General features: G+C 60.4%; 26 protein-coding genes. 11 read left to right on the top strand and 15 right to left on the bottom strand.

Annotated elements, in window-relative coordinates:
* Window positions 1–42: 42 nt before the first annotated feature.
* The 3 genes from QLG12_RS11575 to QLG12_RS11585 all read right to left on the bottom strand — a co-directional run bounded on the left by QLG12_RS11575 (window position 43) and on the right by QLG12_RS11585 (window position 2,457).
* Window positions 43–693 (bottom strand): hypothetical protein, encoded by a 651-nt coding sequence (locus QLG12_RS11575; protein WP_282474536.1) that lies wholly within the window; start codon window positions 691–693, stop codon window positions 43–45.
* Window positions 690–1,451, bottom strand: a complete 762-nt coding sequence (locus QLG12_RS11580; protein WP_282474537.1) for a hypothetical protein — start codon at window positions 1,449–1,451, stop codon at window positions 690–692. The genes QLG12_RS11575 and QLG12_RS11580 overlap by 4 nt, the downstream gene beginning before the upstream one ends.
* 118 nt (window positions 1,452–1,569) lie before the next feature.
* Window positions 1,570–2,457, bottom strand: a complete 888-nt coding sequence (locus QLG12_RS11585) for a LysR family transcriptional regulator (RefSeq protein WP_197867765.1) — start codon at window positions 2,455–2,457, stop codon at window positions 1,570–1,572.
* Window positions 2,458–2,560: 103 nt separating this feature from the next.
* Here QLG12_RS11585 and QLG12_RS11590 point away from each other — a divergent pair, with 103 nt between their 5' ends.
* Window positions 2,561–3,952 carry an aldehyde dehydrogenase family protein gene (locus QLG12_RS11590; RefSeq protein ID WP_282474538.1) on the top strand — a complete coding sequence of 464 codons (1,392 nt, stop codon included), beginning with the start codon at window positions 2,561–2,563 and terminating at the stop codon, window positions 3,950–3,952.
* Between the two features lie 120 nt (window positions 3,953–4,072).
* Here QLG12_RS11590 and QLG12_RS11595 read toward each other — a convergent pair whose 3' ends face one another.
* Window positions 4,073–4,903, bottom strand: a complete 831-nt coding sequence (locus QLG12_RS11595; RefSeq protein ID WP_282474539.1) for an oxidoreductase — start codon at window positions 4,901–4,903, stop codon at window positions 4,073–4,075.
* A 131-nt stretch (window positions 4,904–5,034) separates the two neighbouring features.
* Between QLG12_RS11595 and QLG12_RS11600 the strand changes: the two genes are divergently transcribed.
* Window positions 5,035–5,940, top strand: coding sequence for a LysR family transcriptional regulator (locus tag QLG12_RS11600; protein ID WP_197867728.1), 906 nt, complete (start codon window positions 5,035–5,037; stop codon window positions 5,938–5,940).
* Here QLG12_RS11600 and QLG12_RS11605 read toward each other — a convergent pair whose 3' ends face one another.
* Window positions 5,941–7,110 (bottom strand): DUF1624 domain-containing protein, encoded by a 1,170-nt coding sequence (locus QLG12_RS11605; RefSeq protein WP_197867727.1) that lies wholly within the window; start codon window positions 7,108–7,110, stop codon window positions 5,941–5,943.
* Between the two features lie 115 nt (window positions 7,111–7,225).
* A complete protein-coding gene (locus QLG12_RS11610) occupies window positions 7,226–10,255 on the bottom strand; it encodes an FAD-binding and (Fe-S)-binding domain-containing protein (protein WP_282474540.1) in 3,030 nt (1,009 codons plus the stop codon).
* Window positions 10,256–10,414: 159 nt separating this feature from the next.
* Between QLG12_RS11610 and QLG12_RS11615 the strand changes: the two genes are divergently transcribed.
* Entirely contained in the window at window positions 10,415–11,299 is an 885-nt protein-coding gene (locus QLG12_RS11615; protein ID WP_282474541.1) for a LysR substrate-binding domain-containing protein, read from the top strand.
* Window positions 11,300–11,341: 42 nt separating this feature from the next.
* On the opposite strand, the gene QLG12_RS11620 is transcribed toward QLG12_RS11615, so the two are convergent.
* Both QLG12_RS11620 and QLG12_RS11625 read right to left on the bottom strand, forming a co-directional pair.
* Complete coding sequence (locus QLG12_RS11620; protein WP_282474542.1) at window positions 11,342–12,616, bottom strand: glucarate dehydratase family protein; 1,275 nt, start codon at window positions 12,614–12,616, stop codon at window positions 11,342–11,344.
* A 24-nt stretch (window positions 12,617–12,640) separates the two neighbouring features.
* Window positions 12,641–14,008, bottom strand: coding sequence for an MFS transporter (locus QLG12_RS11625; RefSeq protein ID WP_197867725.1), 1,368 nt, complete (start codon window positions 14,006–14,008; stop codon window positions 12,641–12,643).
* Window positions 14,009–14,129: 121 nt separating this feature from the next.
* On the opposite strand from QLG12_RS11625, the gene QLG12_RS11630 reads away from it, so the two are divergent.
* On the top strand, window positions 14,130–15,029 hold the full coding sequence (locus tag QLG12_RS11630) for a LysR substrate-binding domain-containing protein (RefSeq protein ID WP_007950480.1): 900 nt from the start codon (window positions 14,130–14,132) through the stop codon (window positions 15,027–15,029).
* 142 nt (window positions 15,030–15,171) lie between these two features.
* Here the strand turns inward: QLG12_RS11630 and QLG12_RS11635 are convergent, their stop codons facing one another.
* On the bottom strand, window positions 15,172–15,777 hold the full coding sequence (locus QLG12_RS11635; RefSeq protein WP_282474543.1) for a DUF6338 family protein: 606 nt from the start codon (window positions 15,775–15,777) through the stop codon (window positions 15,172–15,174).
* A 242-nt stretch (window positions 15,778–16,019) separates the two neighbouring features.
* Here QLG12_RS11635 and QLG12_RS11640 point away from each other — a divergent pair, with 242 nt between their 5' ends.
* Window positions 16,020–16,298 (top strand): Rho-binding antiterminator, encoded by a 279-nt coding sequence (locus QLG12_RS11640; protein ID WP_197867723.1) that lies wholly within the window; start codon window positions 16,020–16,022, stop codon window positions 16,296–16,298.
* A gap of 128 nt (window positions 16,299–16,426) precedes the next feature.
* On the opposite strand, the gene QLG12_RS11645 is transcribed toward QLG12_RS11640, so the two are convergent.
* Window positions 16,427–16,762 carry a hypothetical protein gene (locus QLG12_RS11645; RefSeq protein ID WP_197867722.1) on the bottom strand — a complete coding sequence of 112 codons (336 nt, stop codon included), beginning with the start codon at window positions 16,760–16,762 and terminating at the stop codon, window positions 16,427–16,429.
* A gap of 177 nt (window positions 16,763–16,939) precedes the next feature.
* Here QLG12_RS11645 and QLG12_RS11650 point away from each other — a divergent pair, with 177 nt between their 5' ends.
* A complete protein-coding gene (locus QLG12_RS11650) occupies window positions 16,940–17,179 on the top strand; it encodes a hypothetical protein (RefSeq protein WP_282474544.1) in 240 nt (79 codons plus the stop codon).
* Window positions 17,180–17,235: 56 nt separating this feature from the next.
* On the opposite strand, the gene QLG12_RS11655 is transcribed toward QLG12_RS11650, so the two are convergent.
* Entirely contained in the window at window positions 17,236–17,424 is a 189-nt protein-coding gene (locus tag QLG12_RS11655) for a DUF2188 domain-containing protein (RefSeq protein WP_282474545.1), read from the bottom strand.
* Window positions 17,425–17,622: 198 nt separating this feature from the next.
* Between QLG12_RS11655 and QLG12_RS11660 the strand changes: the two genes are divergently transcribed.
* Window positions 17,623–17,985, top strand: coding sequence for an NUDIX hydrolase (locus tag QLG12_RS11660; RefSeq protein WP_085654215.1), 363 nt, complete (start codon window positions 17,623–17,625; stop codon window positions 17,983–17,985).
* Between the two features lie 3 nt (window positions 17,986–17,988).
* On the opposite strand, the gene QLG12_RS11665 is transcribed toward QLG12_RS11660, so the two are convergent.
* The 3 genes from QLG12_RS11665 to QLG12_RS11675 form a co-directional block, all read right to left on the bottom strand.
* Window positions 17,989–18,231, bottom strand: coding sequence for a DUF1652 domain-containing protein (locus QLG12_RS11665; protein ID WP_011334667.1), 243 nt, complete (start codon window positions 18,229–18,231; stop codon window positions 17,989–17,991).
* A 122-nt stretch (window positions 18,232–18,353) separates the two neighbouring features.
* On the bottom strand, window positions 18,354–19,253 hold the full coding sequence (locus tag QLG12_RS11670) for a polysaccharide deacetylase family protein (RefSeq protein ID WP_282474546.1): 900 nt from the start codon (window positions 19,251–19,253) through the stop codon (window positions 18,354–18,356).
* Window positions 19,254–19,387: 134 nt separating this feature from the next.
* On the bottom strand, window positions 19,388–20,335 hold the full coding sequence (locus tag QLG12_RS11675; protein ID WP_282474547.1) for an ABC transporter substrate-binding protein: 948 nt from the start codon (window positions 20,333–20,335) through the stop codon (window positions 19,388–19,390).
* 293 nt (window positions 20,336–20,628) lie between these two features.
* Between QLG12_RS11675 and QLG12_RS11680 the strand changes: the two genes are divergently transcribed.
* The 4 genes from QLG12_RS11680 to QLG12_RS11695 all read left to right on the top strand — a co-directional run bounded on the left by QLG12_RS11680 (window position 20,629) and on the right by QLG12_RS11695 (window position 23,786).
* Entirely contained in the window at window positions 20,629–21,615 is a 987-nt protein-coding gene (locus tag QLG12_RS11680; RefSeq protein ID WP_282474548.1) for an aliphatic sulfonate ABC transporter substrate-binding protein, read from the top strand.
* Window positions 21,616–21,676: 61 nt separating this feature from the next.
* The gene (locus QLG12_RS11685) at window positions 21,677–22,516 is read left to right on the top strand and encodes an ABC transporter permease (RefSeq protein ID WP_282474549.1); all 840 of its coding nucleotides are present in this window, start codon (window positions 21,677–21,679) and stop codon (window positions 22,514–22,516) included.
* A gap of 49 nt (window positions 22,517–22,565) precedes the next feature.
* Entirely contained in the window at window positions 22,566–23,246 is a 681-nt protein-coding gene (locus QLG12_RS11690; RefSeq protein WP_197867716.1) for an SOS response-associated peptidase family protein, read from the top strand.
* Window positions 23,247–23,513: 267 nt separating this feature from the next.
* On the top strand, window positions 23,514–23,786 hold the full coding sequence (locus QLG12_RS11695) for a hypothetical protein (protein ID WP_282474550.1): 273 nt from the start codon (window positions 23,514–23,516) through the stop codon (window positions 23,784–23,786).
* A 45-nt stretch (window positions 23,787–23,831) separates the two neighbouring features.
* Here QLG12_RS11695 and QLG12_RS11700 read toward each other — a convergent pair whose 3' ends face one another.
* Window positions 23,832–23,978: a hypothetical protein gene (locus tag QLG12_RS11700; RefSeq protein WP_282474551.1), complete on the bottom strand. Its 147-nt coding sequence runs from the start codon at window positions 23,976–23,978 to the stop codon at window positions 23,832–23,834.
* Window positions 23,979–24,018 lie beyond the last annotated feature (40 nt).

Here is a 24,018-nt window from a genome sequence, read left to right on the forward strand (position 1 = left end):
GCGGTACAAGAATGCCCGTGACAGTCCGGGCACCCCAACATTTCAACGAGGCAGAACCCGGTATTGACCCTCTTCCCCATCCACCTTCTCGTACCGTACTGCTCGCGTACCGGCGAGTGCCTTGCCAGCATCATGCCCCAGCAACAGGGCTTTCAGCGGTTTTACTATGGATGCCTGGACATCCGCCGGACTGTTGATATCGGTCAGGTACAGGCTGTAGCACCACTCGTCGTCGTACTGGGAATGTGCCCACTTGAACAACCGGTCTGCCTCAAGTGACAGGTCGAATTCGCTGTCGAGATCAAGCGGAAAAGACATGAGGAACTCTTCAAAATCGATCGGTGCCCCCCACCAGCCGACATGAATCAGTGGCTCTTGATTATCCTTTGCCTCGGTCCCCGCCCCCGTGAGGCTGATTTGCACCACGATGTAACCGCAGACCGAGCGTTTGGGTTTGACAATCACCGGCAACGAGAAGCCTGTTTCGGCGCACACCCAGCCGTGCTCGTCGTTGGCAGATTTTTCGATCCATTGGCCACCTGCCCGATAGCGCTGCGCGACTTCCGGGGCCAGTAGCAGACCGCTGATTTCCTCCCGGATCAGCTTGGCCAAATGGTCACACTCGGCACCCAGCCGGGAAATGAATTGCAGGTTCTCGCTGATCGCCCTGCCGATACTGGAAGCATTGCTCATGGTACGGGACTCCAAAAGTAAAAAGGTTGGCCGAGCGGCGACGAAGGAACTGTGGAAGGCTTGAGCGTGGAGAACCCGTTCAACGGGCTCCAGAACACCGTAGTGCTTTCAACTATCGGAGGGAGAGAAAGCGAATCGAATCCCTGAAAACGGAAAATGCCCAACTTGCCGAGAAATCGGGTGATCTGGGATTTCCACGTCTCCAGCCCGGTGAACCCGGAGGTGCGCATGCTGCGCACGATGTTGAGCACACCCAGCCAGGAATGAAGCACCAGCTGACCGTTCCAGACGTCCCGCTCACCGAGCGCGTTGAGACCGGCACTGATATCGGGGGCGATGAACACGTGATACGCATCTGTCCGTTCGGCCGGAGTGAGGAATTCGAGCCATTGCCGATGCAGTTGATCATCGCCGCTCAATGGCGCGTCCCATTTGAACTCGATCAGCAGGATACGGCGTTCTCCGGTCGGCCAACCCAATTCGACCAGCAGATCCGGCTCGACCCCGTTGCGTGGCCAGAAGCGCATCTGCGCACGGTCTGCCGCCTCGTCTGGGAACGCCGGGTGGACATCACGCCCCCCTCGTTCAATCAGGCTTCGCCAGAACAGCCCGGCGGATTCGGCAGGCAGGTAATCCAGAGGCCCCATGATCAGGGCGGTGATTTCATCTTCTGCGCAGACTCGTTTCTCTCCGATTTCTCGGTGTCCGAGGTAACGTCTGTACAGAGAACTCTTTCCTTGATTGAAGGCGTGCAACATTCCCTTGGCTCACTACTGAATAAATCAGAGCGATGATGGCCTTTAGCCTTGAATTTTGCCAGCAAGACTTAAGTCCAAACGCCACAACCGTTTGAAGCGCAGCGTTCAAACAGTCGGATCACACCGCCGGATCATCCGCACGCACCACACCGCGCTCCTCCAGCAAACGCACAAACATACTCAGACTGCGCGACACCGTGCCCCGTCGCCATACCAGCCACGTCGTCAGATAGCGAAAATCCGACGCCAGCGGCCAGACGCTCACCGTTGCGCAGCCGGGCATGCTCTGCAGCATGCTCCGCGGCATCAAGGCCAGACCGGCGCCCGCGCTGACGCAGGCGAGCATCCCGTGATAGGACTCCATTTCGAAAATCTTGCCGGGCACCGCAGCGTCGGTGCTGAACCATTTTTCGAAGTGATGGCGATAGGAGCAGTTCGAGCGGAACGCATAGATGTTCTCGCCGTTCACGTCCGCCGCGCGCTGGATCGGCCCGTGCTGAAGCGGCGAGATGATGACCATTTCTTCTTCGAATGCCGGAATACCTTCCAGCGCCGGGTGCAGGACCGGGCCGTCGACGAACGCAGCGGCCAGACGCCCCGAGAGCACACCGTCGATCATCGTTCCGGAAGGGCCGGTCGACAGGTCGAGATCGACCTTGGGATGTTGCTGGTTATAGGTCGCCAGCAAACCGGGAATCCGCACCGCCGCCGTACTTTCCAGCGAGCCCAGCGGGAACGCGCCTTGCGGTTCCTCGCCGGCCACTGTGGCGCGGGCTTCCTGCACCAGGTCGAGAATGCGCCGCGCGTACTCGAGAAAACTCCAGCCGGCCGGCGACAGGCGCAAGCGGCTTTTCTCGCGAATGAACAGATCGACGCCCAGATCTTCCTCCAACTGCTTGATGCGGGTCGTCAGGTTCGACGGCACGCGATGGATCTGCGCCGCCGCCGCGCTGATGCTGCCGTGTTCGGCAACAGCCTTGAAGATTTCCAGTTGCACCAGATCCACAGTCATTCTCCAATCGTGAAAGAAACGCTCTTTATTATTCAGTTTCCAGAAACCAAACGCCACCCTACTCTGAGCGCATCCACTGACCTCTCAGGACGATGCCATGAGCCCGATTTCCAGCCAGACCCACGCCATCTCGATCAACCCCGCCACCGGCGAGCAGATCGGTCATTACGCTTTCGAATCCGCCGAAGCCCTCGACGCTGCGCTGACCCGCGCCGCCTTCGGCTTCAACAAATGGAAACGCAAACCGCTGCAGGATCGCTCCCGCGCCCTGACCGCGCTGGCAGGTGCTCTGCGTGACAGCAGCGAAGCCATGGCGACCATGATTACCCTCGAAATGGGCAAGCCGATCGCCCAGGCCCGTGGCGAAATCGAGAAATGCGCCAAGCTCTGCGAGTGGTACGCCGAACACGGCCCGGCCATGCTCACAGCCGAATCGACCCTGGTCGAAGGCGGCAAGGCGCGCATCGAATACCGTCCGCTCGGGCCGATCCTCGCCGTGATGCCTTGGAACTTCCCGGTCTGGCAAGTGCTGCGCGGCGCCGTCCCGGCGCTGATCGCCGGCAACACCTACGTGCTCAAGCATGCGCCGAACGTGATGGGCAGCGCCTATCTGTTGCGCGATGCCTTCACCCGCGCCGGTTTCGCCGATGGCGTTTTTGAAGTGATCAACGTCACCCCGGAAGGCGTGTCCAGCGCCATTGCTGATCCGCGCATTTCCGCCGTAACCCTGACCGGCAGCGTCCGCGCCGGCATGGCCATTGGCGCACAGGCCGGTGCCGCGCTGAAGAAATGTGTACTGGAACTGGGCGGCTCCGATCCGTTCATCGTGCTCAATGACGCCGATATCGACGAAGCTGTGCAAGCAGCCGTCATCGGTCGTTACCAGAACTCAGGGCAAGTCTGCGCCGCCGCCAAACGCCTGATCATCGAAGAAGGCGTGGTCGAAGAGTTCACCCGCAAATTCGTCGAAGCCACCCGTCAGCTGAAGATGGGTGATCCGTTGTCCGCCGATAATTACATCGGCCCGATGGCCCGTTTCGATCTGCGCGACGAACTCGATCAACAAGTGCGCGACACCCTCGAAGAAGGCGCCACCCTGCTCCTCGGCGGCAGCAAAGCCCAAGGACCGGGCAACTACTACGAGCCAACCGTGCTGGCCGACGTCACCGACCGCATGACCTCGTTCAAGCAGGAACTGTTCGGCCCGGTGGCCTCGATCATCACCGCCCGCGATTGCGCGCACGCCGTGGCCCTGGCCAACGACAGCGAGTTCGGTCTGACTGCCACGATCTACACCGGCAACGTCGCCCTGGCCCAGCAACTGACCAGCGAACTGGAAACCGGTGGCGTGTTCATCAACGGCTACTCCGCCAGCGACCCGCGTGTGACCTTCGGCGGCGTGAAGAAAAGCGGTTTCGGCCGCGAGCTGTCGCACTTCGGCGTGCGCGAATTCTGCAATGCGCAGACGGTGTGGCTGGATCGCCGTTGATCCGGTCGATCCGATAAACCCTGTGGGAGCGGGCTTGCCCGCGAAGAGGGAGAGTCAGTCTCCGTTTAAGGTGCCTGACACTCCGCCTTCGCGGGCAAACCCGCTCCCACAGATCTTGTTTCAGTCCTTGAAATCCGTGGATAGCGCCAGCGCCTTCCACTCGGCCAATTCCTGCGCCACCAAGCGGTTCTTCGCCTCGATTCGTGCAACCGTGTCGCTGCCCAGCGCCAGACGCTGCGGCGGGTTCGGTGCGTTGACCAGCGCCAGCATCGCTTCGGCAAACTTCTGCGGATCGCCCGGTTGCGCATGGTTGGCCGCTTCGGCAAAGGTGCGCATCTTGCCCACAGTTTCGTCGTAGTCCGGCAGCACCAGCGCGGTCTTGATCAGCGATTGTTCGTCGAGGAAGTCGGTGCGGAAGAAGCCCGGTTCGACCACCGTGGCATGAATGCCCAGCGGCGCCAGTTCCTGATGCAGCGCTTCGCTGATGCCTTCCACTGCGAACTTGGTCGAGCCGTAGACACCCCAGCCCACGTAGGCCTGATAACCGCCAATCGACGAGATGTTGATGACCCGTCCACTGCGCTGGGCGCGCATGTGTGGCAGGACGGCGCGGGTGACGTTGAGCAGGCCGAACACGTTGGTGGCGAACAGGCGCTCGGTTTCGCTGGCGCTGGTTTCTTCGACGGCGCCCAACACGCCGAAGCCGGCATTGTTGACCAGCACATCGATGCGGCCGAAGCGTTTGATGCCTTCTGCCACCGCTTGGTGGGCTTCCTCTTCGCGGGTGACGTTCAGCCGCACGGCCAGCAGGTTCGGGTGATCGCCGAGGCGGTCGGTGATGTCTTGCGGATTGCGGGCGGTGGCAATCACGGCGTCACCGGCACGCAGGGCCTGCTCAGCGATAAGGATGCCAAAACCACGGGAAGCTCCGGTAATCAGCCAGGTACGCATATCAACTCCTCCTGTCGGTGACCCTGGCGAGATTGCCGGGGCCTTCTTGATGAGTTGAGTCGACTTTAAAGCCGTGCTACTGATGTGATAATCCCAACAACATTGCATGAATTTGTGAAAGGCGCTCACAAATGAAAACCGCGTCCACGGCGGATCTGCCGATCTTTCTCTGCATCGCCCAGCACCTGAATTTCAGCCGTGCAGCGGTGGATCTGGGCCTGACACCGTCCGCGCTGAGTCATTCGTTGCGGGCTCTGGAAAATCGCCTAGGCGTGCGCCTGTTCAATCGCACCACCCGCAGTGTGGCGCTGACCGAAGCGGGCGAGCGGTTATACGCGCGGCTGAAACCGGCGTTTCGCGACATCGACGACGCCCTCGAAGACCTCAATCACTTTCGCGACAAGCCTTCCGGCAACCTGCGTATCACTGCCGGGCGCCAAGCCTGCGAACTGGTGTTGCTGCCGATTGCCAGCGAGTTCTTGCAGGCTTATCCAGACATTCGCCTGGAAGTGGTCGAAAGCGATGCGTTGCTGGATATCGTCGCCGGCGGATTCGATGCGGGTGTGCGTTTCGGCAACCGGCTGGAAGCTGACATGGTGTCGTTACCCATCGGACCGAATCTGCGTTCAGTGGTGGTCGGATCACCCGGCTTTTTCGAACGACATCCCGCGCCACAGAAACCTGAAGATTTGCAGGCCCTGCCCTGCATCCGACATCGGTTCCCGAGCGGTTCGATATACCGCTGGGAATTCGAACGGGGTGGTATAGACCAGGAAATCGAAGTCAACGGCCCGCTGACCCTGGGCGATGTCAGCCTGATGGTCGGCCCGGCGCTGCAAGGCCTGGGACTGGCTTATGTGTTCGAAGACATGGTCAGCGAACACCTCGCGGCCGGGCGTCTGGTGCAGGTGTTGGCGGACTGGTGCCCGTACTATCCCGGCCTGCATCTGTATTACCCGAGCCGGCGCCATGTACCGGCGCCGCTCAAGGCTTTCATCGACTTTGCCCGCAACGTGCGCGACGGTAAAACGGGCTAGCTACAGATACTTCAACCAGGCGATGTCACGCCGCCGGGCCTTCAACTCCGAGAACCAACGTACGGCCGGGAACAACGCGACCGCCAGCAGCATCGCTGCCAGCCACACCGCCGTCACCGATGAAAAACCGAAATACGTGCCCTGATTAAGCCCGAACAGCGCCACGCCGATCAGGTACAGCACCTTCAGCGCATACAGGTGCAGCAAATAGAAAAACATCGGCGCCGACCCGAATACGGTCAGCCAGCGAATCCAGCGTCGATCCTGCGCGCGCTCGAACACCAGCAACAGCAGCAGCCCGACACTCACCGTCAACGCGATGAACAACAGCGACGGTGGGTATTTGGTGATGTTGAAAAAGCTCATCAGGGTTTGCAGGTTGTTGTCACTGACCGACCACGGTTTCTCGCCATAACCGTTGACCAGTCGCAGTGCCACGAACCCCAACAGCCCGGCGATACCTCCGATCAACAAACGGCGCTGACGCACTCCAGCGTCTGCAGCGCGAGCGAACCACGGCCCCAGCGCGTAACCCAGACCGATCACGCCGATCCACGGCAGCAACGGGTACGAGGTGCGCAGGCGCAAGGTCTCGCCCGCCTCGATCCAGCCGCGGTCATGCAGAATCGCCCACGGCACGTGCAGCGCCGACTCGGTTGCGAAGTGCAGCCCGTCGAGCAGGTTGTGCCCGGCGATGATCGTCAGGCTCAGCGTCAACAAAAGCCAGCGTGGCAGCCAGACCAGCAGCGACAACGCGATCATGCTCAGGCCGATCGCCCAGATCACTTGCAGGTAGATCACAGTCGGTGGCAGCTGGAACGTCCAGGCGAAATTCACCAGGGTGAATTCGAGCGCCACCAGAAACAGTCCGCGCTTGAACAAAAAGGCACTGACGTCAGCCTTGCCGTCGTACTTCTCGCCGAACAGCCACGCCGACAACCCGGTCAGCAGCACGAACACCGGCGCACACAGATGCGCCAGGGTACGGCTGAAGAACAGCGCCGGTTCCGTGCTGGCGATGTCCATCGGGTCAGTGACCTGACGATGCAGCAGAAAGGTTTCGCGCACGTGGTCCAGCAACATGAACAGAATCACCAGGCCACGCAGCGCATCAATGGACAGCAACCGGCCAGTCGCCGAGGGGGCAGAACGGGGAACCGCAATCGTCATGGGGGTATCGCAATCGAAAGGTTGATCGATGCGACCGCCCGGAAGCGGCCACATAATTTGCGTTACCTTATAACATGAAAAACCGATCCAATCGCTAGCGGTTCTCAAACAGCGATCACGCAGTGCGCAGGATTTCCAGCACGACCTGCAACGGATGGCGCAACTGTCGATCGGCCTGGCGCTTGACCTGACTGCGGCAGGAATACCCGGTGGCCAGCGCCTCGCCCTTCTCCACCGGCGCCTCGATCTGCTTCGCCCAGGACTGCTCGTAGATCACTGCCGACGTCTGGCGATTGCGCGCTTCGTGTCCGTAAGTACCGGACATCCCACAGCAACCGGTGGCCTGGGTCGCCAGCTTCAGGCCGACACGTTCGAACACCTGCTCCCACTGCCGAGTGGCGGCCGGGGCGTTGGTTTTTTCGGTGCAGTGCGCCAGCAGACGGAAGGTTTCCTCGCGGCGCTGATCGGCTTGCTCCGGCATGACCTTGAGCAACCACTCCTGCACCAGCGCCACCTCCGGGCATTGCTCCATCCCCGGGACTTTCAGATATTCCTGGCGGTAGACCAGGGTCATGGCCGGGTCGAGCCCCACCAACGGCACGCCGATCTCGGCCAGTGCGCGCAATTGCCCGGCATTGCGCAACGCCGCGCGATTGAACGCCGACAGGAAACCCTGCACATGCAGCGGCTTGCCGTTGGCACTGAACGGTGCCAGATAAACCTGATAGCCCAGTCGCGAAATCAGCTCGATCAGATCCGCCAACAATGGCGCCTCGAAATACCGGGTGAAGGCATCCTGCACCAGCACCACACTGCGTTCGCGCTGGGCTGCAGTCAGCGCCGATAATGCCTCGACTGACGCCGGCTGAACCTGCCAGCGACGCATCGCCGCGTGGAAATCAAAACGACTGAGCAACGGCACATCGACCATCCCGCCAAGACGCTCGATCAAGCGCCGGCTGAACGAGGCGCCCATCACGCCGTTGTAGAGCAACGGAATCCGCGCCATATACGGAATCGTGTACTCCAGCGAGGCGATCAGATAATCCCGCGCCGGCCGCAGATAACGGGTGTGGTACAGCTCGAGAAACCGCGAGCGGAAGTCCGGCACGTTCACTTTCACCGGGCACTGCCCCGCGCAGGATTTGCACGCCAGGCAGCCAGCCATGGCGTCGTACACCTCGTGGGAGAAGTCCTGTTCCTGCGCACGACTGTTGCGCCAGCGCTGCAGCAACGTACTGAAAAACGGCGGACGGCGGCTGCCATCGGCCAACACATCAACCCCCGCCTCACCCTGCAACCGCAGCCATTCGCGAATCAGCGAAGCACGGCCCTTCGGCGATTGCGCGCGCTGGCGGGTGGCTTTCCAAGACGGGCACATCGCATCGTCGGGATCGAAGTTGTAGCAGGCGCCGTTGCCGTTGCAATGCATGGCCGCGCCGTAGTCCTGCCAGACTTTCTCGTCGATCTGTCGGTCGAGTTCGCCGCGCAGGGTCACTTCGTCGATCTTCAGCAATGCCGCGCCGGGAATGTCCGGCGTAGCGATCTTGCCGGGATTGAACTGGTTGAATGGATCGAACGCCGCCTTCAAGGCTTGCAACGCCGGGTACAACTCACCGAAGAACGCCGGCGCATATTCCGAACGCAGGCCCTTGCCGTGCTCGCCCCACAGCAGGCCGCCGTAACGCTGGGTCAGTGCGGCGACGCCGTCCGAAACGGGACGCACCAGTGCGGCTTGCTGTGGGTCTTTCATGTCGAGAATCGGCCGCACGTGCAGCACTCCAGCATCGACGTGACCAAACATGCCGTATTGCAGTTGGTGACTGTCGAGCAGGTCGCGCAGTTCGGCGATGTACTCGGCCAGGTGCTGCGGCGGCACAGCGGTGTCTTCAACGAACGGCTGCGGCCGCGCTTCACCGGCGACGTTGCCGAGCAGACCCACCGCGCGTTTGCGCATGCCGTAGACGCGATTCACCGCCGCATGCCCGACAGCCAGCGTGTGGCCCAGGCGCTCGACCGTGGCGTCGTTGCCCAAGTGCTGGACGAAGGCCTCGACCCGACCTTGCAGTTCCTCGGGATCGTCGCCGCAGAACTCCACCAGGTTGATCCCCAGCGTCGGCCGTTCGGCGCGTTCCGGAAAGTATTCGGCGACGCCGTGCCAGACGATGTCCTGCATCGCCAGCAACAGCACTTTGGAGTCCACGGTTTCGATCGACAGCGGTTTGAGCGCCATCAACGCGCGGGCATCGCGCAAGGCATCCATGAAGCCGGCGTAGCGAATGTTCACCAGCATCGTGTGCTTGGGAATCGGCAATACGTTGAGTTTGGCCTCGACCACAAACCCCAGCGAACCTTCAGCACCGCACAGCACGCTGTTGAGGTTGAAACGGTTGTCGGCCTCGCGCAGGTGCGCCAGGTCGTAGCCGGTCAGGCAGCGGTTGAGATCGGGAAAGGTTTCCCGGATCAGCTCGCCCTGCTCATCGATGATCTGCCGCGCGCAGCGATACACCTCGCCGGCCCGGCCCTCGCGGGCGCACTCCGCTGCCAGCTCGCTTTCTTCCAGCGGGCGGCCGTGCAAGCGCTCGCCACCGCGCAGAACCATGTGCAGCTCCAGCACATGGTCGCGGGTCTTGCCGTAGGTGCAACTGCCCTGGCCGCTGGCGTCGGTGTTGATCATGCCGCCGACGGTGGCGCGGTTAGAGGTCGACAGTTCCGGGGCGAAAAACAGCCCGGCGGATTTCAGCGCGGCGTTGAGTTGATCCTTCACCACACCGGCCTGCACCCGCACCCAACGCTGTTCAACGTTGATTTCGAGGATGCGGTTCATGTGCCGCGACAAGTCGACGACGATGCCGTCGGTCAACGACTGGCCGTTGGTGCCGGTGCCGCCGCCGCGAGGGGTGATCACTACTTTTTGGTACGCCGGTTCGGCGATCAGGCGCGCCAGCAGCGCCACGTCGTCGGCATCACGCGGGAACACCGCCGCTTGCGGCAAGCGCTGATAGATCGAGTTGTCGGTGGCGAGCACCACGCGGCTGGCGTAGTCGGCACTGATTTCGCCGCGAAAACCGCCGGTTTCAAGGGCTTTGAGAAACTGTTGGTAATCGGTGTTCAGCGCAGTGGAAGGCGACAGCTGGGCAATCATCGGGAGGGCAATCTCGGTCAAAAACGGGCCGTGTGGCGGTGAACAGTTGTGCGCAAGGAATGATTGCGTCACGCTCCCGCCATCTCATAGGCCTTATGTTCATTGCAGAGCGATGTCGGGACAACCGTAAAATCGACCCGCAATCCATGACTAAAACGAATGAATCCGCGAACCCTTACTCCCTCAATGTCGTTGCTGCTGGCGTTTGAAGCCGCTGCACGCCATGAAAGCTACACCCGCGCCGCCCACGAACTGTCGCTGACCCAGAGTGCGGTCAGCCGGCAGGTGCAGATTCTGGAAAAGCTGCTCGGCATGCGCCTGTTCAGCCGCGAAGGCCGGCGGGTGATTCTCACTGACGTCGGGCGCATGTATCAGCGTGAACTGTCCGAAGCCCTCGGCCAGATTCGCAGTGCTACGTTGCAGGCCATGGCATTTGGCTCGGGCATCCACAGTTTGCGCCTGGCGACCCTGCCGACCTTCGGCTCGAAATGGCTGCTGCCGCGTCTGAAGGATTTCTACACCGCGCACCCGGGCATGACCGTTCACCTGCATTCACGCATCGAAACCATCGACTTCGACACCAGCGAAATCGACGCGGCGATTTGCGTCGGCGGCGGCGATTGGCCGGGGCTGACCGCCCACCGCCTGCACACCGAAGAACTGGTGGTGATCGCCAGTGCGCAGCTGTCCGATGCCGAACGCCGTGCGGCCGACAAGGACATCGCCGGGCAACTGCTGCTCAACGTCAGCAGCAACGCTCAGGCCTGGTCCGAGTGGTTCAGCCATCACGCCCTGCCCCATCGCAGCATGCGCATTGGCCCGAGTTTCGAGATGACCTCGCACTTGATCCAGGCCGTGCGCGCCAATATCGGGATCGGGCTGGTGCCGAGGATTCTGGTGGAAGATGAATTGCACAACGGCGAGCTATTGCAACTGGGTGAACCGATCAGCAGCCGGCGCAGCTATTACCTGGTGTACCCGGCGCGCAATGAGTCGCTGGCGTCGCTGAAGGCGTTTCGTGACTGGCTGATGCGTACGCTTTGAAACAACAGAGGGCGCCGTTTGGCACCCTCTGGTTTTGCTCGATCAGAATCGCGGCTTCAGCGCTTTCCAGTCAGGTTTGTAGCGTTGCATCTGCCGCACATCATCGCGCTGGCGGATGCCGCAGGTCAGGTACTGGTCATGCAGCTTGCCCAGTTGATCGTGATCCAGTTCCAGCCCCAGGCCCGGTGCACGAGTGATCTTCACGCAGCCATCGACGATCGGCAGCTTGCCGCCCTTGATCACTTCTTCATCCGATTCCTGCCACGGGTAGTGGGTGTCGCAGGCATAGTCCAGATTCGGCACGGCGGCAGCCACGTGCGCCATCGCCATCAGGCTGATGCCCAGGTGTGAGTTGGAATGCATCGACACGCCATGGCCGAAGGTATCGCACATTTTCGCCAGAGTCTGGGTGTCGCGCAGACCGCCCCAGTAATGGTGATCGGCGAGGACGATCTGCACGCTGTTCAACGCGACGCTACGGCGGAACTCTTCGAAATCGGTGACCACCATGTTGGTGGCCAGCGGTAGCCCGGTGCGTTTGTGCAGCTCGGCCATGCCGTCGAGACCCGGGGTCGGATCCTCGTAATACTGCAGATCATCACCCAGCAACTCGGCCATGCGGATCGAGGTTTCCAGCGACCAGTTGCCGTTGGGATCGATGCGCAGCGGATAACCGGGAAAGGCCTTTTTCAGCGCCTTGATGCACGCCACTTCGTGTTCCGGCGGCAGCGTGCCGGCCTTGAGTTTGATGCTCTTGAAACCGTACGCCTCGATCATCCGCGCCGCCTGGGCGACGATTTGCTGTTCGTTCAGCGCCTCGCCCCAGTTGTCCGGTTTGTACGGAGAATCGACGTGCTGGGCGTACTTGAAAAACAGGTAGGCACTGAACGGCACTTCATCGCGCACCGCCCCACCCAGCAGATCAACCAACGGCACATTCAGGTAACGGGCCTGCAAGTCGAGAAACGCCACTTCGAACGCCGAATACGCATTGCTGACGGCCTTGCTGGCGTGGGAACCGGGCGCCAGTTCGGCACCCGCCAGACTGGCCGGTTTGTGGGCGGCAACCGTGGTCTGAACGATCCGACGCAGCTGATTAAGATTAAACGGATCGAGACCGATCAACTGCGACTGCACCTGTAGCTGGATCGCCAACGCCGGGGCATCGCCATAGCTTTCGCCGAGGCCGATGTAGCCGTTGTCACTCTCGATCTCGATGATCGAGCGCAGGGCGAACGGTTCGTGGATGCCACTGGCGTTGAGCAGCGGCGGATCACGGAAAGCGATCGGAGTGACGGTGACACGAGTGATTTTCAAAATGACGCTCCTGTTGAGTCGGAATCAGTGGCTCGCCACCGGGTTGGCCGTCGGCGCAACGGCGGTTTCGGGTTCAGGCTTTGCCGGGGTGTTGCCTTTGGCGCCGGGCGCCATGCGGGCGAAGAAAATCACTACTGCCGCTACCAGCGAAGTCGCGGCCAGGCCATACAGACCGCCCTCGATGGAGCCGGTGGTCTGTTCCAGAAAACCGAACGCGGTCGGCGCAACGAAGCCGCCCAGATTGCCGATGGAGTTGATCAGCGCAATGACTGCCGCCGCGATGCGCGCATCCAGATAGCTCTGCGGAATCGGCCAGAACAGTGCCGAAGCCGCCTTGAAACCGATGGCCGCGAAACAGATGGCGACGAAGGCGAAAATCGGCCCGCCGGTGGTGGACATGAACATGCCGAACGATGCGATCACCAGGGTCAGTGCGACCCAGGCCTGCTGGAATTTCCACTTGCCCGCCAGCGCCGCAAAGCCGTACATCGCGACAATGGAAATGATCCACGGCACCGAGTTGAGCAGCCCGACCTGGAAGTCGCCGAGGTTGCCCATTTTCTTGATCATGCTCGGCAGCCAGAAGGTGGCGCCGTAGATGGTCAGGGCGATGGAGAAGTAGATGAAGCAGAACAATGCGATCTGCCGGTCCGCCAACAGTTTGAACATCGATGGTTTGGCAACGTGGGTCGCTTCGCGGGCACGTTGTTCCTCGGCGATTGCCGTCACCAGCGCTTCACGCTCCTCTTCGGTCAGCCACTTGGCCTGGCGCGGATGGGATTGCAGCCAGAACCAGACAAACCCGCAGAGCACCACCGACGCAGCGCCTTCGATCAGGAACATCCACTGCCAGCCGTGCAGGCCCAGGCCGCTGATATGCAACAGCGCGCCGGACACCGGACCGGATATCACCGAAGCAATTGCCGACCCGCTGAGAAATACCGCCATGGTCTTGCCGCGCTCAGAGGCCGGCAGCCATTGGGTGAAGTAATAAATGATCCCCGGGAAGAACCCGGCTTCGGCAGCGCCCAGGATGAAGCGCAGCACGTAGAAACTGGTTTCGCCTTTGACGAACGCCATGGCCATCGCCGCCGCGCCCCAGGTGAACATGATCCGCGTCAGCCAGGCGCGGGCGCCGTAGCGTTGCAGAAGCATGTTGGACGGCACTTCAAACAAAGCGTAACCGATGAAAAACAGACCGGCGCCAAGGCCATAGGCGGCAGCGCCGATACCCAGATCGGTTTCCAGATGACTGCGCACGAAACCGATGTTGACCCGGTCGATGTAGTTGACGATGAACATCACCACGAACAACGGCAGCACGTGGCGCTTGACCTTGGCGGCGGCGCAGGCGAGTACCGTGATGTCCGGCGGACTCTGGAGGTTATTCAAGGGGCGACTCCCGATCTTTGTTTTTGTAGGGAAAGCCTGTTCAGGCGTAGAGCGATCATGGACGGGGCAATTGATCCCGTCTAATCTAACCTGGTATTCGATTGATACCTGGATTAGATCAATGTTCGAACTGACCCAACTGCGCTGCTTCACCACTGTCGCCACGGAACTCAACTTCCGCCGCGCCGCCGAGCGGTTGAACATGACCCAACCGCCACTCAGCCGGCAGATCCAGTTACTGGAACATCATCTGGGCGTCGAACTGTTTACCCGCAGCACGCGCAGCGTCGCGCTCACCGCCGCCGGCCGGGCGTTTTTCATCGAAGCGCAGAATCTGCTCGAACGCGCGCAACAGGCTGCCGTCACCGCCCGGCGCTTTGCCGAGGGCGATATCGGTTCGGTGAACATCAGTTTTGTCGGCAGCGCGGTGTACGAGTTTCTGCCCAAGGTCATCGCCGAGGCGCGCCTCAAGCAGCCGCAGGTGAAGATCGACCTGACTGAAATGAACACCTATCAGCAACACGAAGCCCTGCGTGCCCGACGCATCGATCTGGGCATCGTCCGCGCGCCGTTGCTCGAGCCTGGTTACGCCACCGAATGCCTGGTGCGCGAGCCGTTTGTGCTGGCGGTACCGAGCGGCCATCGACTGGCGGAGGCAGACGAGGTTTCAGTCAAGGATCTGGATGGGCAGCCGTTCCTGATGTATTCCCACGCGGCCTATCCGCCGTTCAACGAATTGCTCACCGGCATGCTGCGCTCGGCCCGTGTCGCTCCGGATTATGTGCAGTGGCTGGGGTCTTCCTTGACGATTCTGGCGCTGGTCAATGCAGGCATGGGACTGGCGCTGGTGCCGCGTTGCGCGACCAGTGTGGTGTTCAGGAATGTGGTGTTTCGCGAGATCGACCTGGGCGAAGGGGTGCAGAGCGAGCTGCATCTGATCTGGCGGGAGAACAACGACAACCCGGCGTTTGCGATGTTGCTGGAGGGCATTCGCCGGGCGGTGAAGGATGGATGGGGTTAAGAGCGGGCTTGCGATGATGGGGGGTACTTCAGCGGTGGTGGTGCCTTTGGGCCTGTGATCAATGGTTTCTCCAACAGCTTCCCGTCGGGCCCTACGAAAAGTCGCTCCAGATGTTGCGGCATTGGTTGCGGTGCTCTGGCGGTCATGATGAACCCTCTGATGCCGGGCTGAATTCAACCCATTTAACCTTCGCGGAATCTATCAGCAAAAATTCGGCGCCAATAGGATCCAATTTGCCATCTTCGTTGAGCCAGCGTGGAAACCTCATCAAAAACTGCCCTGTGTTCGACTCCGGTGGCCACTCGACTGGCCAGCCTAGAACGCGCCTTTCATCCTCCAGATGAAGGGTGATGAATCGGTCATATTGAGCGAAAGCGCAGAACCATTCACTGGGATAGGAAGATTGTTTCGTTACGTTTCTGCTGCGCAACCACCTATGCAATTTGCCATTAGTTGCCAGACAACAAGCCATCAATCCCAGCAGCAAGGACGCAGAAAATGCCCAGCACGTTTCAGCTTTCGCATCCCATCTCCCTACAGAAATCCCCTGCTCTCCCACCCACACACAAACCGCCCCAATACCCAGCACCATCCCGTGAATCACAAACGTGAAAATCAACGCCTGTACAATCTGTCCGAACGTATCCGGCCGTTTGAACGCCGTCAGGGTGTAGAAAATCCAGGTCGAGACAAACCCCGGGATCAGGTACTGCAACAACGGAATCACTTCTTTCACCAGATCATCCATGATCGGCCGCTCCTTGAATCAAAAAAACACTCCTCCTAAAACAGCAATGCCGGCCCGTAATGAGCCGGCATTCAAAGCCTAGTGCACGCGAGAGAAACGCTCGCGATCATCTGTCACTGCGCATTACATATCCTGCAGAATTCGATCCACGCCCTTCTCTGCCGCCATCAGCACCGCCGCATGAGGGTTGATGCACGACCGGGATCGTTTCATCATCGCGCAAGGTTTCGAGGAGTGACGCCATGACCCGTTATCAGCCATTGAATTGTGACCTTTACGACTACCTGGAAATCGCTTGCCTGCGCGGCTATCAGCTCGACATCGAGTTGATCGACGGTCAGCGGCTGATGGCCAAAGCCGTGACCACGCGAACCAGCAGTGACAAAGAAGAATTCCTGGTGATCGAGCAACACGCCGCGCAACAGGAAATTCGCCTCGACCAACTGCTTGCCATCACGCCTCAGGAGACCAACGCCGAGTTCGGTCGGGTGGTCCTTGCCGAAGGGGTTTGCGCAATCTGAACAAAAAATCCCGCTCGGAATCAACCGGCGGGATTTTTTGTGACACGTCGCTTTACGCGACGACGGGAATCACCGGATCCGCAGCAGCCAGCGCAATCGCACGGTCACCCGCTGGCCGGTTTGTGACCTTACAGACAGTCGCGCACCGCTTTGCGCAACGACCCGGACTTCGCCCACGGCGGCCCCTGATACAGGGAAACGCGGCTGCCGTCCTTGTACTTGACCACATCGAGAATCTCGTCGGCGGTGACGATGCTCGGCGCGGTGATCCGGTAGCCGTTGGAAATAGATGTCTGGGACGTCTTTGCAACGTCCTGCTGCCACAGCGGCAATACACACGCGGCGTAGTCCTTGGGAGCCTTACCGCTGATCTTGCTGACATTCGGCTCGCCCGGCACCAGTGAAGCAGGCAACGAACAACCGGCCAATGCCGCCATCAGCATCCCCCCGATCAACATCCGCATGGTGATTCCTTCATCTGAAAAAACGCGAATGTACCCTGTAACTGTTCAGACATCCATCGTAGCGCTCGGCCTTTATTTTCCGAAAACCAGGCCACTCGGCTTACAGACAGACATGCCTTGACCCGTTCCGGAAAAATGCAGCTACTCTGTTTTACCGAGAATGTTCCGGAGGTGATCATGCGGCTCAATGAATACGAACACGAACTTCAGCGTGACTTGCAAAGCGTGGCATCGGACCTGAGATGGTCGGCGGTGGACCTCAAGCGCATCGCCGAGCAACTGCGCCAGTCAGGCAATGAAGCGGACGCCCAGGCGGTGCTCAGGTACTGCGAGGTGCTGCAAAGCGATGAGGAACGCCTGCAACTGTATGCCCGGGAAGTGAAAGCCCGCGCCATCAGCCGAACCAAAGTCCACTGACCTCATTCTGCGCACAGCAAAAGCCCCGGACATCCGGGGCTTTTCTCCACAGGCCTTCAGCCTGTCTTGCGACCGCGTCCACGACTTTTGTACCCCGGCAGTGCGGCGGCGTAGGCCAGCGCTTCTTCGCGACTGGCAAACGAAGCGAGTCGGTCACCCTGCGTGCAGACTCGCCAAGGGCCGTTGTTGACGCTGAGTACGTCGTAGCCATTCATGTACATTTTGTTCAGCATCGCCATGCTCATAGGCACCTCCTGTCTTTGTAACGAACCTTTCCACCTTACACCCGCAGCGCTTCATCGTGCCGACCGGACGTCGCACCACAGCAGCGTCAAGTCTCCGGCACTTTTGCCCCTGCCAGACACTCAGAAGCTCTAAACCGGCAGCGGCCCAAATATTGCTAATTCATGACAGATTTATGACAAACGGCAATCGGGTAACACATGAAAGTAAGAGCAACCGTCATCTGCGAGCAGGATCGGCATATTCTCCTGGTGCGCAAACCCAGATGCCGCTGGACACTGCCGGGGGGCACCGTCGAGCCGGGAGAAACCCGCGAGCAAGCCGCCGCCCGCGAACTCCAGGAAGAAACCGGGCTCAGCACCGATCAGTTGTTGTACCTGATGGAGTTGCAGAACGGCACCACACGCCATCACGTTTACGAGGCGTCAGTGCTGAACATTGATCAGGTTCGCCCGTTGAATGAGATTGTCGACTGTCTCTGGCACCCGCTCGATGCGGTGCAGAACCTGAACGTCAGTGACGCCACGCTGAGCATCGTCCGCGCCTTCCAGCGGCGTCTTTGACCGTCATCCGGCGAACGCCCGGCGTCCGGCGCTCATTTCCGTGCGTAGCTCGCCAATGAAATTGGAGATGTCACGAATGGTGACCAGATGCTCCGGGGAAACCCCGTTGAGCAACAGCTCGACACGCCCGCTGTCGGGTTCGTAAACCTTGATCTGCAAGAGTCCCTGCGCCGTTTCGGTGCAATCGCAATACAGCGGCGAAAAGCCGGATTCGACGATGCGGCAAATGTCGGCAATGGCAATCATGGGGGGCACGCCTCACAGGCGTTGGCTCGGGCAACCCGATGAGCATAGATGAGCTTTTATCGCCCCGCTTGCGCTGACACCTGCAGAATTTGCCAACCGCTTCACATTTCACATTGCCGCACTCAGTGGGCGTCATGGTCCCAGATCCAGTTCCAGATCCCCGGCAGGTTCACCGGTTTCGACGACTCACGCACGGTGCGCGCCAATGCGGCTTTTTCCAATGTCGCGCGATCGTCATAGAACGGTTTTTCTGCCAGTCGCACGCCGGTGGCGGCGGCGCTATCAAGCAGAATCTGCAAATACTCGCGGGTGTGGCGGGCGGTGTAGCGGTTGAGATCATGAAAGGTCACCACCACCGGAATCACCCCGTCCACCGTTGGCAATTCACCGAGGGCAATCCGTTCGCGGACTTCCGATAGCTGACGCAGCATGTTCGCCCGCCGCCGGGGACTGGCATTGAAGCCCCAGATCTTGCCGTCGTTGGCGCTCAAGTCGGTCAGCAACACTTGCATGTGGTGCTGCTGGTAGGCGGCGAAGGTGCGTTTGTCGTAGTTCCAGAAGGGTGGGCGTAGCAACGTCGGCGGCGCGCCGGTGATCGCGGCGATGTCCGCCGAGCCGTCGGTCAATGAGGTTTCGAGCTCATCCGGGGCGAGCAATCGATGATTGGTGTGCCAATGGGTGGCGGTGTGAAAGCCCAGAATGTGTCCTTCATCGTACTCGCGACGCATGACCCGCCGGCCGATCTCGCTATTGCCCGCTCGGGGCGCGCGGGTCTGGACGAAAAACACCGCTTTGATCCCCGGTTGCAGCGGGTTGTCCTTGAGGCTGTCGAGCACGGTTTCGGTGGGATTGAAAAAACTCGAAGCGCTGGGCCCGTCATCAAAGGTCAACAGAAAGCGCACAGGCGCCTGCTCTTTGAGCCGGGCTTCGGTCTGCGCGGTCATTTCGATGGGAGCGGCGATGCACCCGGCCAATCCGACGGCCACTGCCATCGCGCAGAAAAGCTTGAACCACTGTGTCATGTTTTGCCTTGCGCCCGACCCTTGCGGTCATGTTGTCGATTGGCAAAACTCCTTCGCCGCTGCTGCCTCCCTGCGACCCAATGAGATGGGCCGAGGTTGGATAAAGATACACAGGGTTTGGTTCCTGCGCTCGCTCAGCGTGCCAGCGCCTGTTGAAACGAGCTGTCGATGATCCCCGCCGTGGCCAGCGGAGCCGGCAACGCCTTGACCTTGAACAGGAAGTCGGCGGTGCTTTGCAGATCGGCGGCAGCCTGCTGATCCACCGGGCCGACCGTCATGTGCGCCTGGCGCAACCAGTGCCGCGAAACCTGTTGATCGAGGTTGGCCTTCTTCGCCCACAGGTCGGCGTATTCGTCGGTGTGGTTGTCGACCCAGGCCCGGGCCTGCTTCAGGCGCCCGAGGAAATCGGCGATCGCTTCACGCTTGCTGTCGATGGACGGCGCGGACGCCGCAATCGCACTCAGGCCCGGCATCAGGTTTTTCGCCGTGAGAATAGGTCGCGCACCGGAGAACACGATCTGCTGGGAAATGTACGGTTCCCAGACCGGGAACGCATCGATGCTGCCTTGCGGTAGCGCTGCGGCTGCATCGATCGGCATCAGCTTGACGAAGTCGACGTAACTCTCCGGCAAACCGCCCTGCTCCAGCGCCCGCAAGGTCAACTGCTGACTCCAGGCACCCGGCCAGTAGGCGACTTTCTTGCCCTTCAGATCCTCGATGGTTTTTACCGGAGAATCCTTGGGCACCAACAGGGCGATGGTGTCCGGGTTCTGTCGCGACACACCGATCAGCTTCACCGGCGCCTGTTTGGCCGCCAGAAACAGAAATCCCGAATCCCCCAGAAAGCCCAGATCCAGCGACCCGGTCTGCAACGCTTCGGCCAACGGAGCAGCGGCCTGGAAGTGTTTCCAGTCGACCGTGTAAGGCGCGTCCTTCAATACACCGGACGCTTCTATGGAGGCGCGGATGTTGTAGTAATTCTGGTCGCCGACGTGCAGGACCAAGGGTTCGGCAGCGTAGGTCAATGGCGTGGCAAACAGTGCGCTGGTCAACGCGGCGCGTAAGAAACGTGAGAACTTCATGGTGAGTCCTGCAGAAGGGATTTTTATAGACCATAACGCTCTTACAAATCAGATTTGAAATTCGATTAGCGCATAAGCTCAGCACCTATCCGCCGCACTGTTGGCCGAGCAACAGTGGCTCGGCACAGTGTTTTCCCCGCAACACTTCAAACCCGCAAAACCGGTTTAAAGCCCCGTAAATACGGGAAAAGGCGCACATGGCACAGAGCCTGCAATATTCCACTCATGCAGGAAGCATTCGATAAAAATATCTTTTTCGACATAAGAATCCATTGCCTTGCCGGAGCGTGCCCATGAAATCCCTTTTACCGTTTTCCCGTATCAAAACGCTGCTCACGGCCTGCGCAGTAGCCCTGAGCCTGCAACCCCTCGCCCACGCTGCCGAAGCGCCGCCCGCCGAAGTGCACCTGGATTACGCCTATTACTCGCCGGTCAGCCTGGCGCTGAAACATCTGGGCTACCTGGAAAAAGCCCTGCCCCAGAGCAAAGTCAGCTGGGCGCTGAGCCAGGGCAGCAACCGCTCGCTGGAATACCTCAACAGCGGCGGCGTCGATTTCGCCTCTTCGGCCAGCCTCGCTGCCGTGCTCAGCCGCGCCAATGGCAGCCCGATCAAATCGGTCTACGTCTACAGCCGCGCCGAATGGACCGCGCTGGTGGTGCGCAAGGACTCGCCGATCCAGTCCGTCGCCGACCTCAAGGGCAAGAAAATCGCCGCCACCAAGGGCACCGATCCGTATCTGTTCACCCTGCGCACCCTGCAACAGGCAGGGCTGAAAAAGGACGACGTGGAACTGGTGCATCTGCAACACCCGGACGGCCGCACCGCGCTGGAGAAAGGCGACGTTGACGCCTGGGCCGGCCTCGATCCGCACATGGCCGCCAGTCAGGTTCAGGCCGGTTCGCGCCTGCTGTACCGCAATCGCGACTTCAACAGCTACGGCGTGGTCAGCGTCACCGAGCAATACGCCAAGCAACACCCGCAAACCATCGACACCGTGATCAAGGCTTATGAGCAGGCCCGCGAGTGGTCGGTGAAGAACCCCGACGAATTGGCCAAGTTGCTCGCCAGCGAATCCGGCCTGCCGCTGGACGTGGCCAAACTGCAACTGTCGCGCACCGACCTCAGCCGCCCGCAACTGACTGCCAAGGATGTGCTGGCCTCGAAAGCCGCCGCGCCGATTCTGGTCTCCGAAGAACTGGTGCGCCGTGGGGTGAATGTCGATCAGGTCATCGATCAGTTGATCGACACCGGTTTCCAGCAAGTCGCCGCCGCCCAGTAACCAATCAGGCCCATGACAAGTCCGCGCCCGTCGCGGATTTGTCGTGAGCGGAGAACCGTCCATGAGCAACGACTTGCCCGCTCGCCTTGCCTTGTCGGCACCACGGCGAAAACTCCCACGGCTGAATCCGCTCTGGCGTAGGCGCTTCAAAGGCCTGGCCCTGCCACTGCTGATCGTGGTCGTCCTGGAATTCATCGTACGCATCGGCTGGCTGCCGTCCTACCAGATGCCGGCGCCGAGCGAGATTGCCCTGACCCTCACGGATCTGGCCGAAGGCGCCTTGTGGAAACACATCGGCGCCAGCCTGATTCGCGTACTGCTGGGGTTTGCCATCGGTGCGAGCCTGGCGCTGGTGTTTGCCGCGTGGGTCGGTCTTAGCCGGGAAGCCGAGGCTTATCTGGAACCGACTTTCGCCGCGCTGCGTTCGATTCCCAGCCTGGCCTGGGTGCCGTTGTTGCTGCTGTGGCTGGGGATCGACGAGACCTCGAAAATCGTCCTGATCGCCATCGGCGCATTCTTCCCGGTGTACATCAACGTGGTCTCGGCGATCCGCAACATCGACCGCAAACTGGTGGAGGTCGGGCATATCTACGGTTTTAGCCCGCTGCAACTGGTGCGACGGATTCTGCTGCCTGCCGCCCTGCCCGGCCTGTTCACCGGATTGCGCAGCGGCATGAGCCTGGCGTGGATGTTTCTGGTGGCGGCCGAACTGATCGCCGCGACCAAAGGGCTGGGTTACCTGCTCAGTGACGGTCGCGAAACGTCGCGGCCGGACATCGTGCTGGCCGCGATCATCGTTCTGACGCTGCTGGGCAAACTCAGCGACGGATTGCTCGCCGTTCTGGAGCGCCGCTGGCTGGTCTGGCGCGACGCGTTCACCGGTCAGGGCAGCAAGGAGTGAACCGTGCAACTAAGCTCAAATCTTCAGGCAGCTGCCGGAGGGTCGGCCGATGTGCGGAAGACTGTCGCAATACCGCGGCATCCACGATTTCGTCGCGGTGCTGAGCATTCCCGATGCGCTGATCAATCACGTCGGCGACGCGCCGCTGGCGCATTACAACGCCGCGCCCACGACCTCACTGGCGATCCTCCATCAGCACCAACAACGGCTGTACGCCGACAACTTGCGCTGGGGCTGGCGCCCGCACTGGGCCAAGGACCGCGCCGCGCCGATCAATGCGCGAGTGGAAAAAGTCGCCCACGGGCCGTTTTTTCGCGCGATCTGGCGCCATCGGTTGATCGTACCGGTCGACAATTGGTTCGAATGGGTCGATGCACCCGGCAAGGGCCGACAGCCCTGGCTGATTCGTCGGGCTGATCATCAGCCGGTTTTCTGCGCCGCCATCGGCCAGTTTCCGGCACCCGGCGAACCTGCGCGGGATGACGACGGCTTTGTGATCATTACCGCCAACAGCGAAGGTGGCCTGCTCGATGTGCATGACCGGCGCCCGATCGTGCTGCGCGCTGATCGGGTGCACGAATGGCTCGATCCCGCCACACCGCCCGAGCGCGCCGAACAGATGCTGCTGTTCGAAGCCGAACCCAGCGAAGCGTTCCACTGGCACAAAGTCGGCAAAGCGGTGGGCAACTCCCGCAATCAGGGTGCGGAATTGATTGAAGCCGTACTGTAAATAAATGTCGACGCGATGCGTTATCAAAAGCAGGAATTCAGCAATCGAATCCTGCGTGTTACACGCGGTGTTTCAAACGCGAAACATTCAACATAAACAGTCGTTTGATTGAACTAACCGCCCGTCTGACATTTCAACCGTCATACATACATTTACAAACACTACGGATAGCATGCGCGCCGCATTTCCTTTTGGCATACCAGTTGACCAAAGAGTCAGCAAAACCAGGAATCCCCCACAAACTTACAAGCCTTGCAGAGAACTAAGTTGCGCGACGATTTTGCAATCAAACAGGTCACCGGCCTGGAGTGTATTCATCTGTCCACGACAGAACGCTTTCAACTCGACTGTTTTATCGGCCACTACATAAAGACTCGAAACCTGCGTGAGGTACCCGATATCGACCGCATCCTGCGCGCCACTCTCGAAAACTATCCCTGCCACCCGCCGGTGATGGTCAACGAGTTGAATGCCTGGATCGACAAGACTTTGGGTTATCGGGCCGCCCACCCCGATTTCACGCAGCTGGACGATCTTTGATGAACGAAAAAGCCCCGCAATCGCGGGGCTTTTTCGTTGTGGCGTTCAGGGTTTCAGCGGGCGTTCCCGATCGCGGTCGGACAACTCGCGGCTGTCGTCATGCTTCCAGGTCTGCTCCTTGTGTCTCTCCCGCTCGATTTCTTCTTCGCTCGGTTCGTCATCTTCTTCGGGACGTTTCTGCTCGGTTGCCATGTTCACCTCGCTAATGAAATTCATTCCTTAAGCGTAGAAC

It is taken from the genome of Pseudomonas sp. V88_4, from assembly GCF_029967985.1.
GTDB classification, from domain to species: domain Bacteria; phylum Pseudomonadota; class Gammaproteobacteria; order Pseudomonadales; family Pseudomonadaceae; genus Aquipseudomonas; species Aquipseudomonas glycinae.

What these genes read in the sequence shown, in the direction of transcription:
- QLG12_RS11575 (WP_282474536.1), bottom strand. Translation starts at nt 693, where the DNA reads ATGAGCAATGCTTCCAGTATCGGCAGGGCGATCAGCGAGAACCTGCAA.
- QLG12_RS11580 (WP_282474537.1), bottom strand. Translation starts at nt 1,451, where the DNA reads ATGTTGCACGCCTTCAATCAAGGAAAGAGTTCTCTGTACAGACGTTAC.
- QLG12_RS11590 (WP_282474538.1), top strand. Translation starts at nt 2,561, where the DNA reads ATGAGCCCGATTTCCAGCCAGACCCACGCCATCTCGATCAACCCCGCC.
- QLG12_RS11595 (WP_282474539.1), bottom strand. Translation starts at nt 4,903, where the DNA reads ATGCGTACCTGGCTGATTACCGGAGCTTCCCGTGGTTTTGGCATCCTT.
- QLG12_RS11600 (WP_197867728.1), top strand. Translation starts at nt 5,035, where the DNA reads ATGAAAACCGCGTCCACGGCGGATCTGCCGATCTTTCTCTGCATCGCC.
- QLG12_RS11605 (WP_197867727.1), bottom strand. Translation starts at nt 7,110, where the DNA reads ATGACGATTGCGGTTCCCCGTTCTGCCCCCTCGGCGACTGGCCGGTTG.
- QLG12_RS11610 (WP_282474540.1), bottom strand. Translation starts at nt 10,255, where the DNA reads ATGATTGCCCAGCTGTCGCCTTCCACTGCGCTGAACACCGATTACCAA.
- QLG12_RS11615 (WP_282474541.1), top strand. Translation starts at nt 10,415, where the DNA reads ATGAATCCGCGAACCCTTACTCCCTCAATGTCGTTGCTGCTGGCGTTT.
- QLG12_RS11630 (WP_007950480.1), top strand. Translation starts at nt 14,130, where the DNA reads ATGTTCGAACTGACCCAACTGCGCTGCTTCACCACTGTCGCCACGGAA.
- QLG12_RS11635 (WP_282474543.1), bottom strand. Translation starts at nt 15,777, where the DNA reads ATGGATGATCTGGTGAAAGAAGTGATTCCGTTGTTGCAGTACCTGATC.
- QLG12_RS11640 (WP_197867723.1), top strand. Translation starts at nt 16,020, where the DNA reads ATGACCCGTTATCAGCCATTGAATTGTGACCTTTACGACTACCTGGAA.
- QLG12_RS11645 (WP_197867722.1), bottom strand. Translation starts at nt 16,762, where the DNA reads ATGCGGATGTTGATCGGGGGGATGCTGATGGCGGCATTGGCCGGTTGT.
- QLG12_RS11650 (WP_282474544.1), top strand. Translation starts at nt 16,940, where the DNA reads ATGCGGCTCAATGAATACGAACACGAACTTCAGCGTGACTTGCAAAGC.
- QLG12_RS11655 (WP_282474545.1), bottom strand. Translation starts at nt 17,424, where the DNA reads ATGAGCATGGCGATGCTGAACAAAATGTACATGAATGGCTACGACGTA.
- QLG12_RS11660 (WP_085654215.1), top strand. Translation starts at nt 17,623, where the DNA reads ATGAAAGTAAGAGCAACCGTCATCTGCGAGCAGGATCGGCATATTCTC.
- QLG12_RS11665 (WP_011334667.1), bottom strand. Translation starts at nt 18,231, where the DNA reads ATGATTGCCATTGCCGACATTTGCCGCATCGTCGAATCCGGCTTTTCG.
- QLG12_RS11670 (WP_282474546.1), bottom strand. Translation starts at nt 19,253, where the DNA reads ATGACACAGTGGTTCAAGCTTTTCTGCGCGATGGCAGTGGCCGTCGGA.
- QLG12_RS11675 (WP_282474547.1), bottom strand. Translation starts at nt 20,335, where the DNA reads ATGAAGTTCTCACGTTTCTTACGCGCCGCGTTGACCAGCGCACTGTTT.
- QLG12_RS11680 (WP_282474548.1), top strand. Translation starts at nt 20,629, where the DNA reads ATGAAATCCCTTTTACCGTTTTCCCGTATCAAAACGCTGCTCACGGCC.
- QLG12_RS11685 (WP_282474549.1), top strand. Translation starts at nt 21,677, where the DNA reads ATGAGCAACGACTTGCCCGCTCGCCTTGCCTTGTCGGCACCACGGCGA.
- QLG12_RS11690 (WP_197867716.1), top strand. Translation starts at nt 22,566, where the DNA reads ATGTGCGGAAGACTGTCGCAATACCGCGGCATCCACGATTTCGTCGCG.
- QLG12_RS11700 (WP_282474551.1), bottom strand. Translation starts at nt 23,978, where the DNA reads ATGGCAACCGAGCAGAAACGTCCCGAAGAAGATGACGAACCGAGCGAA.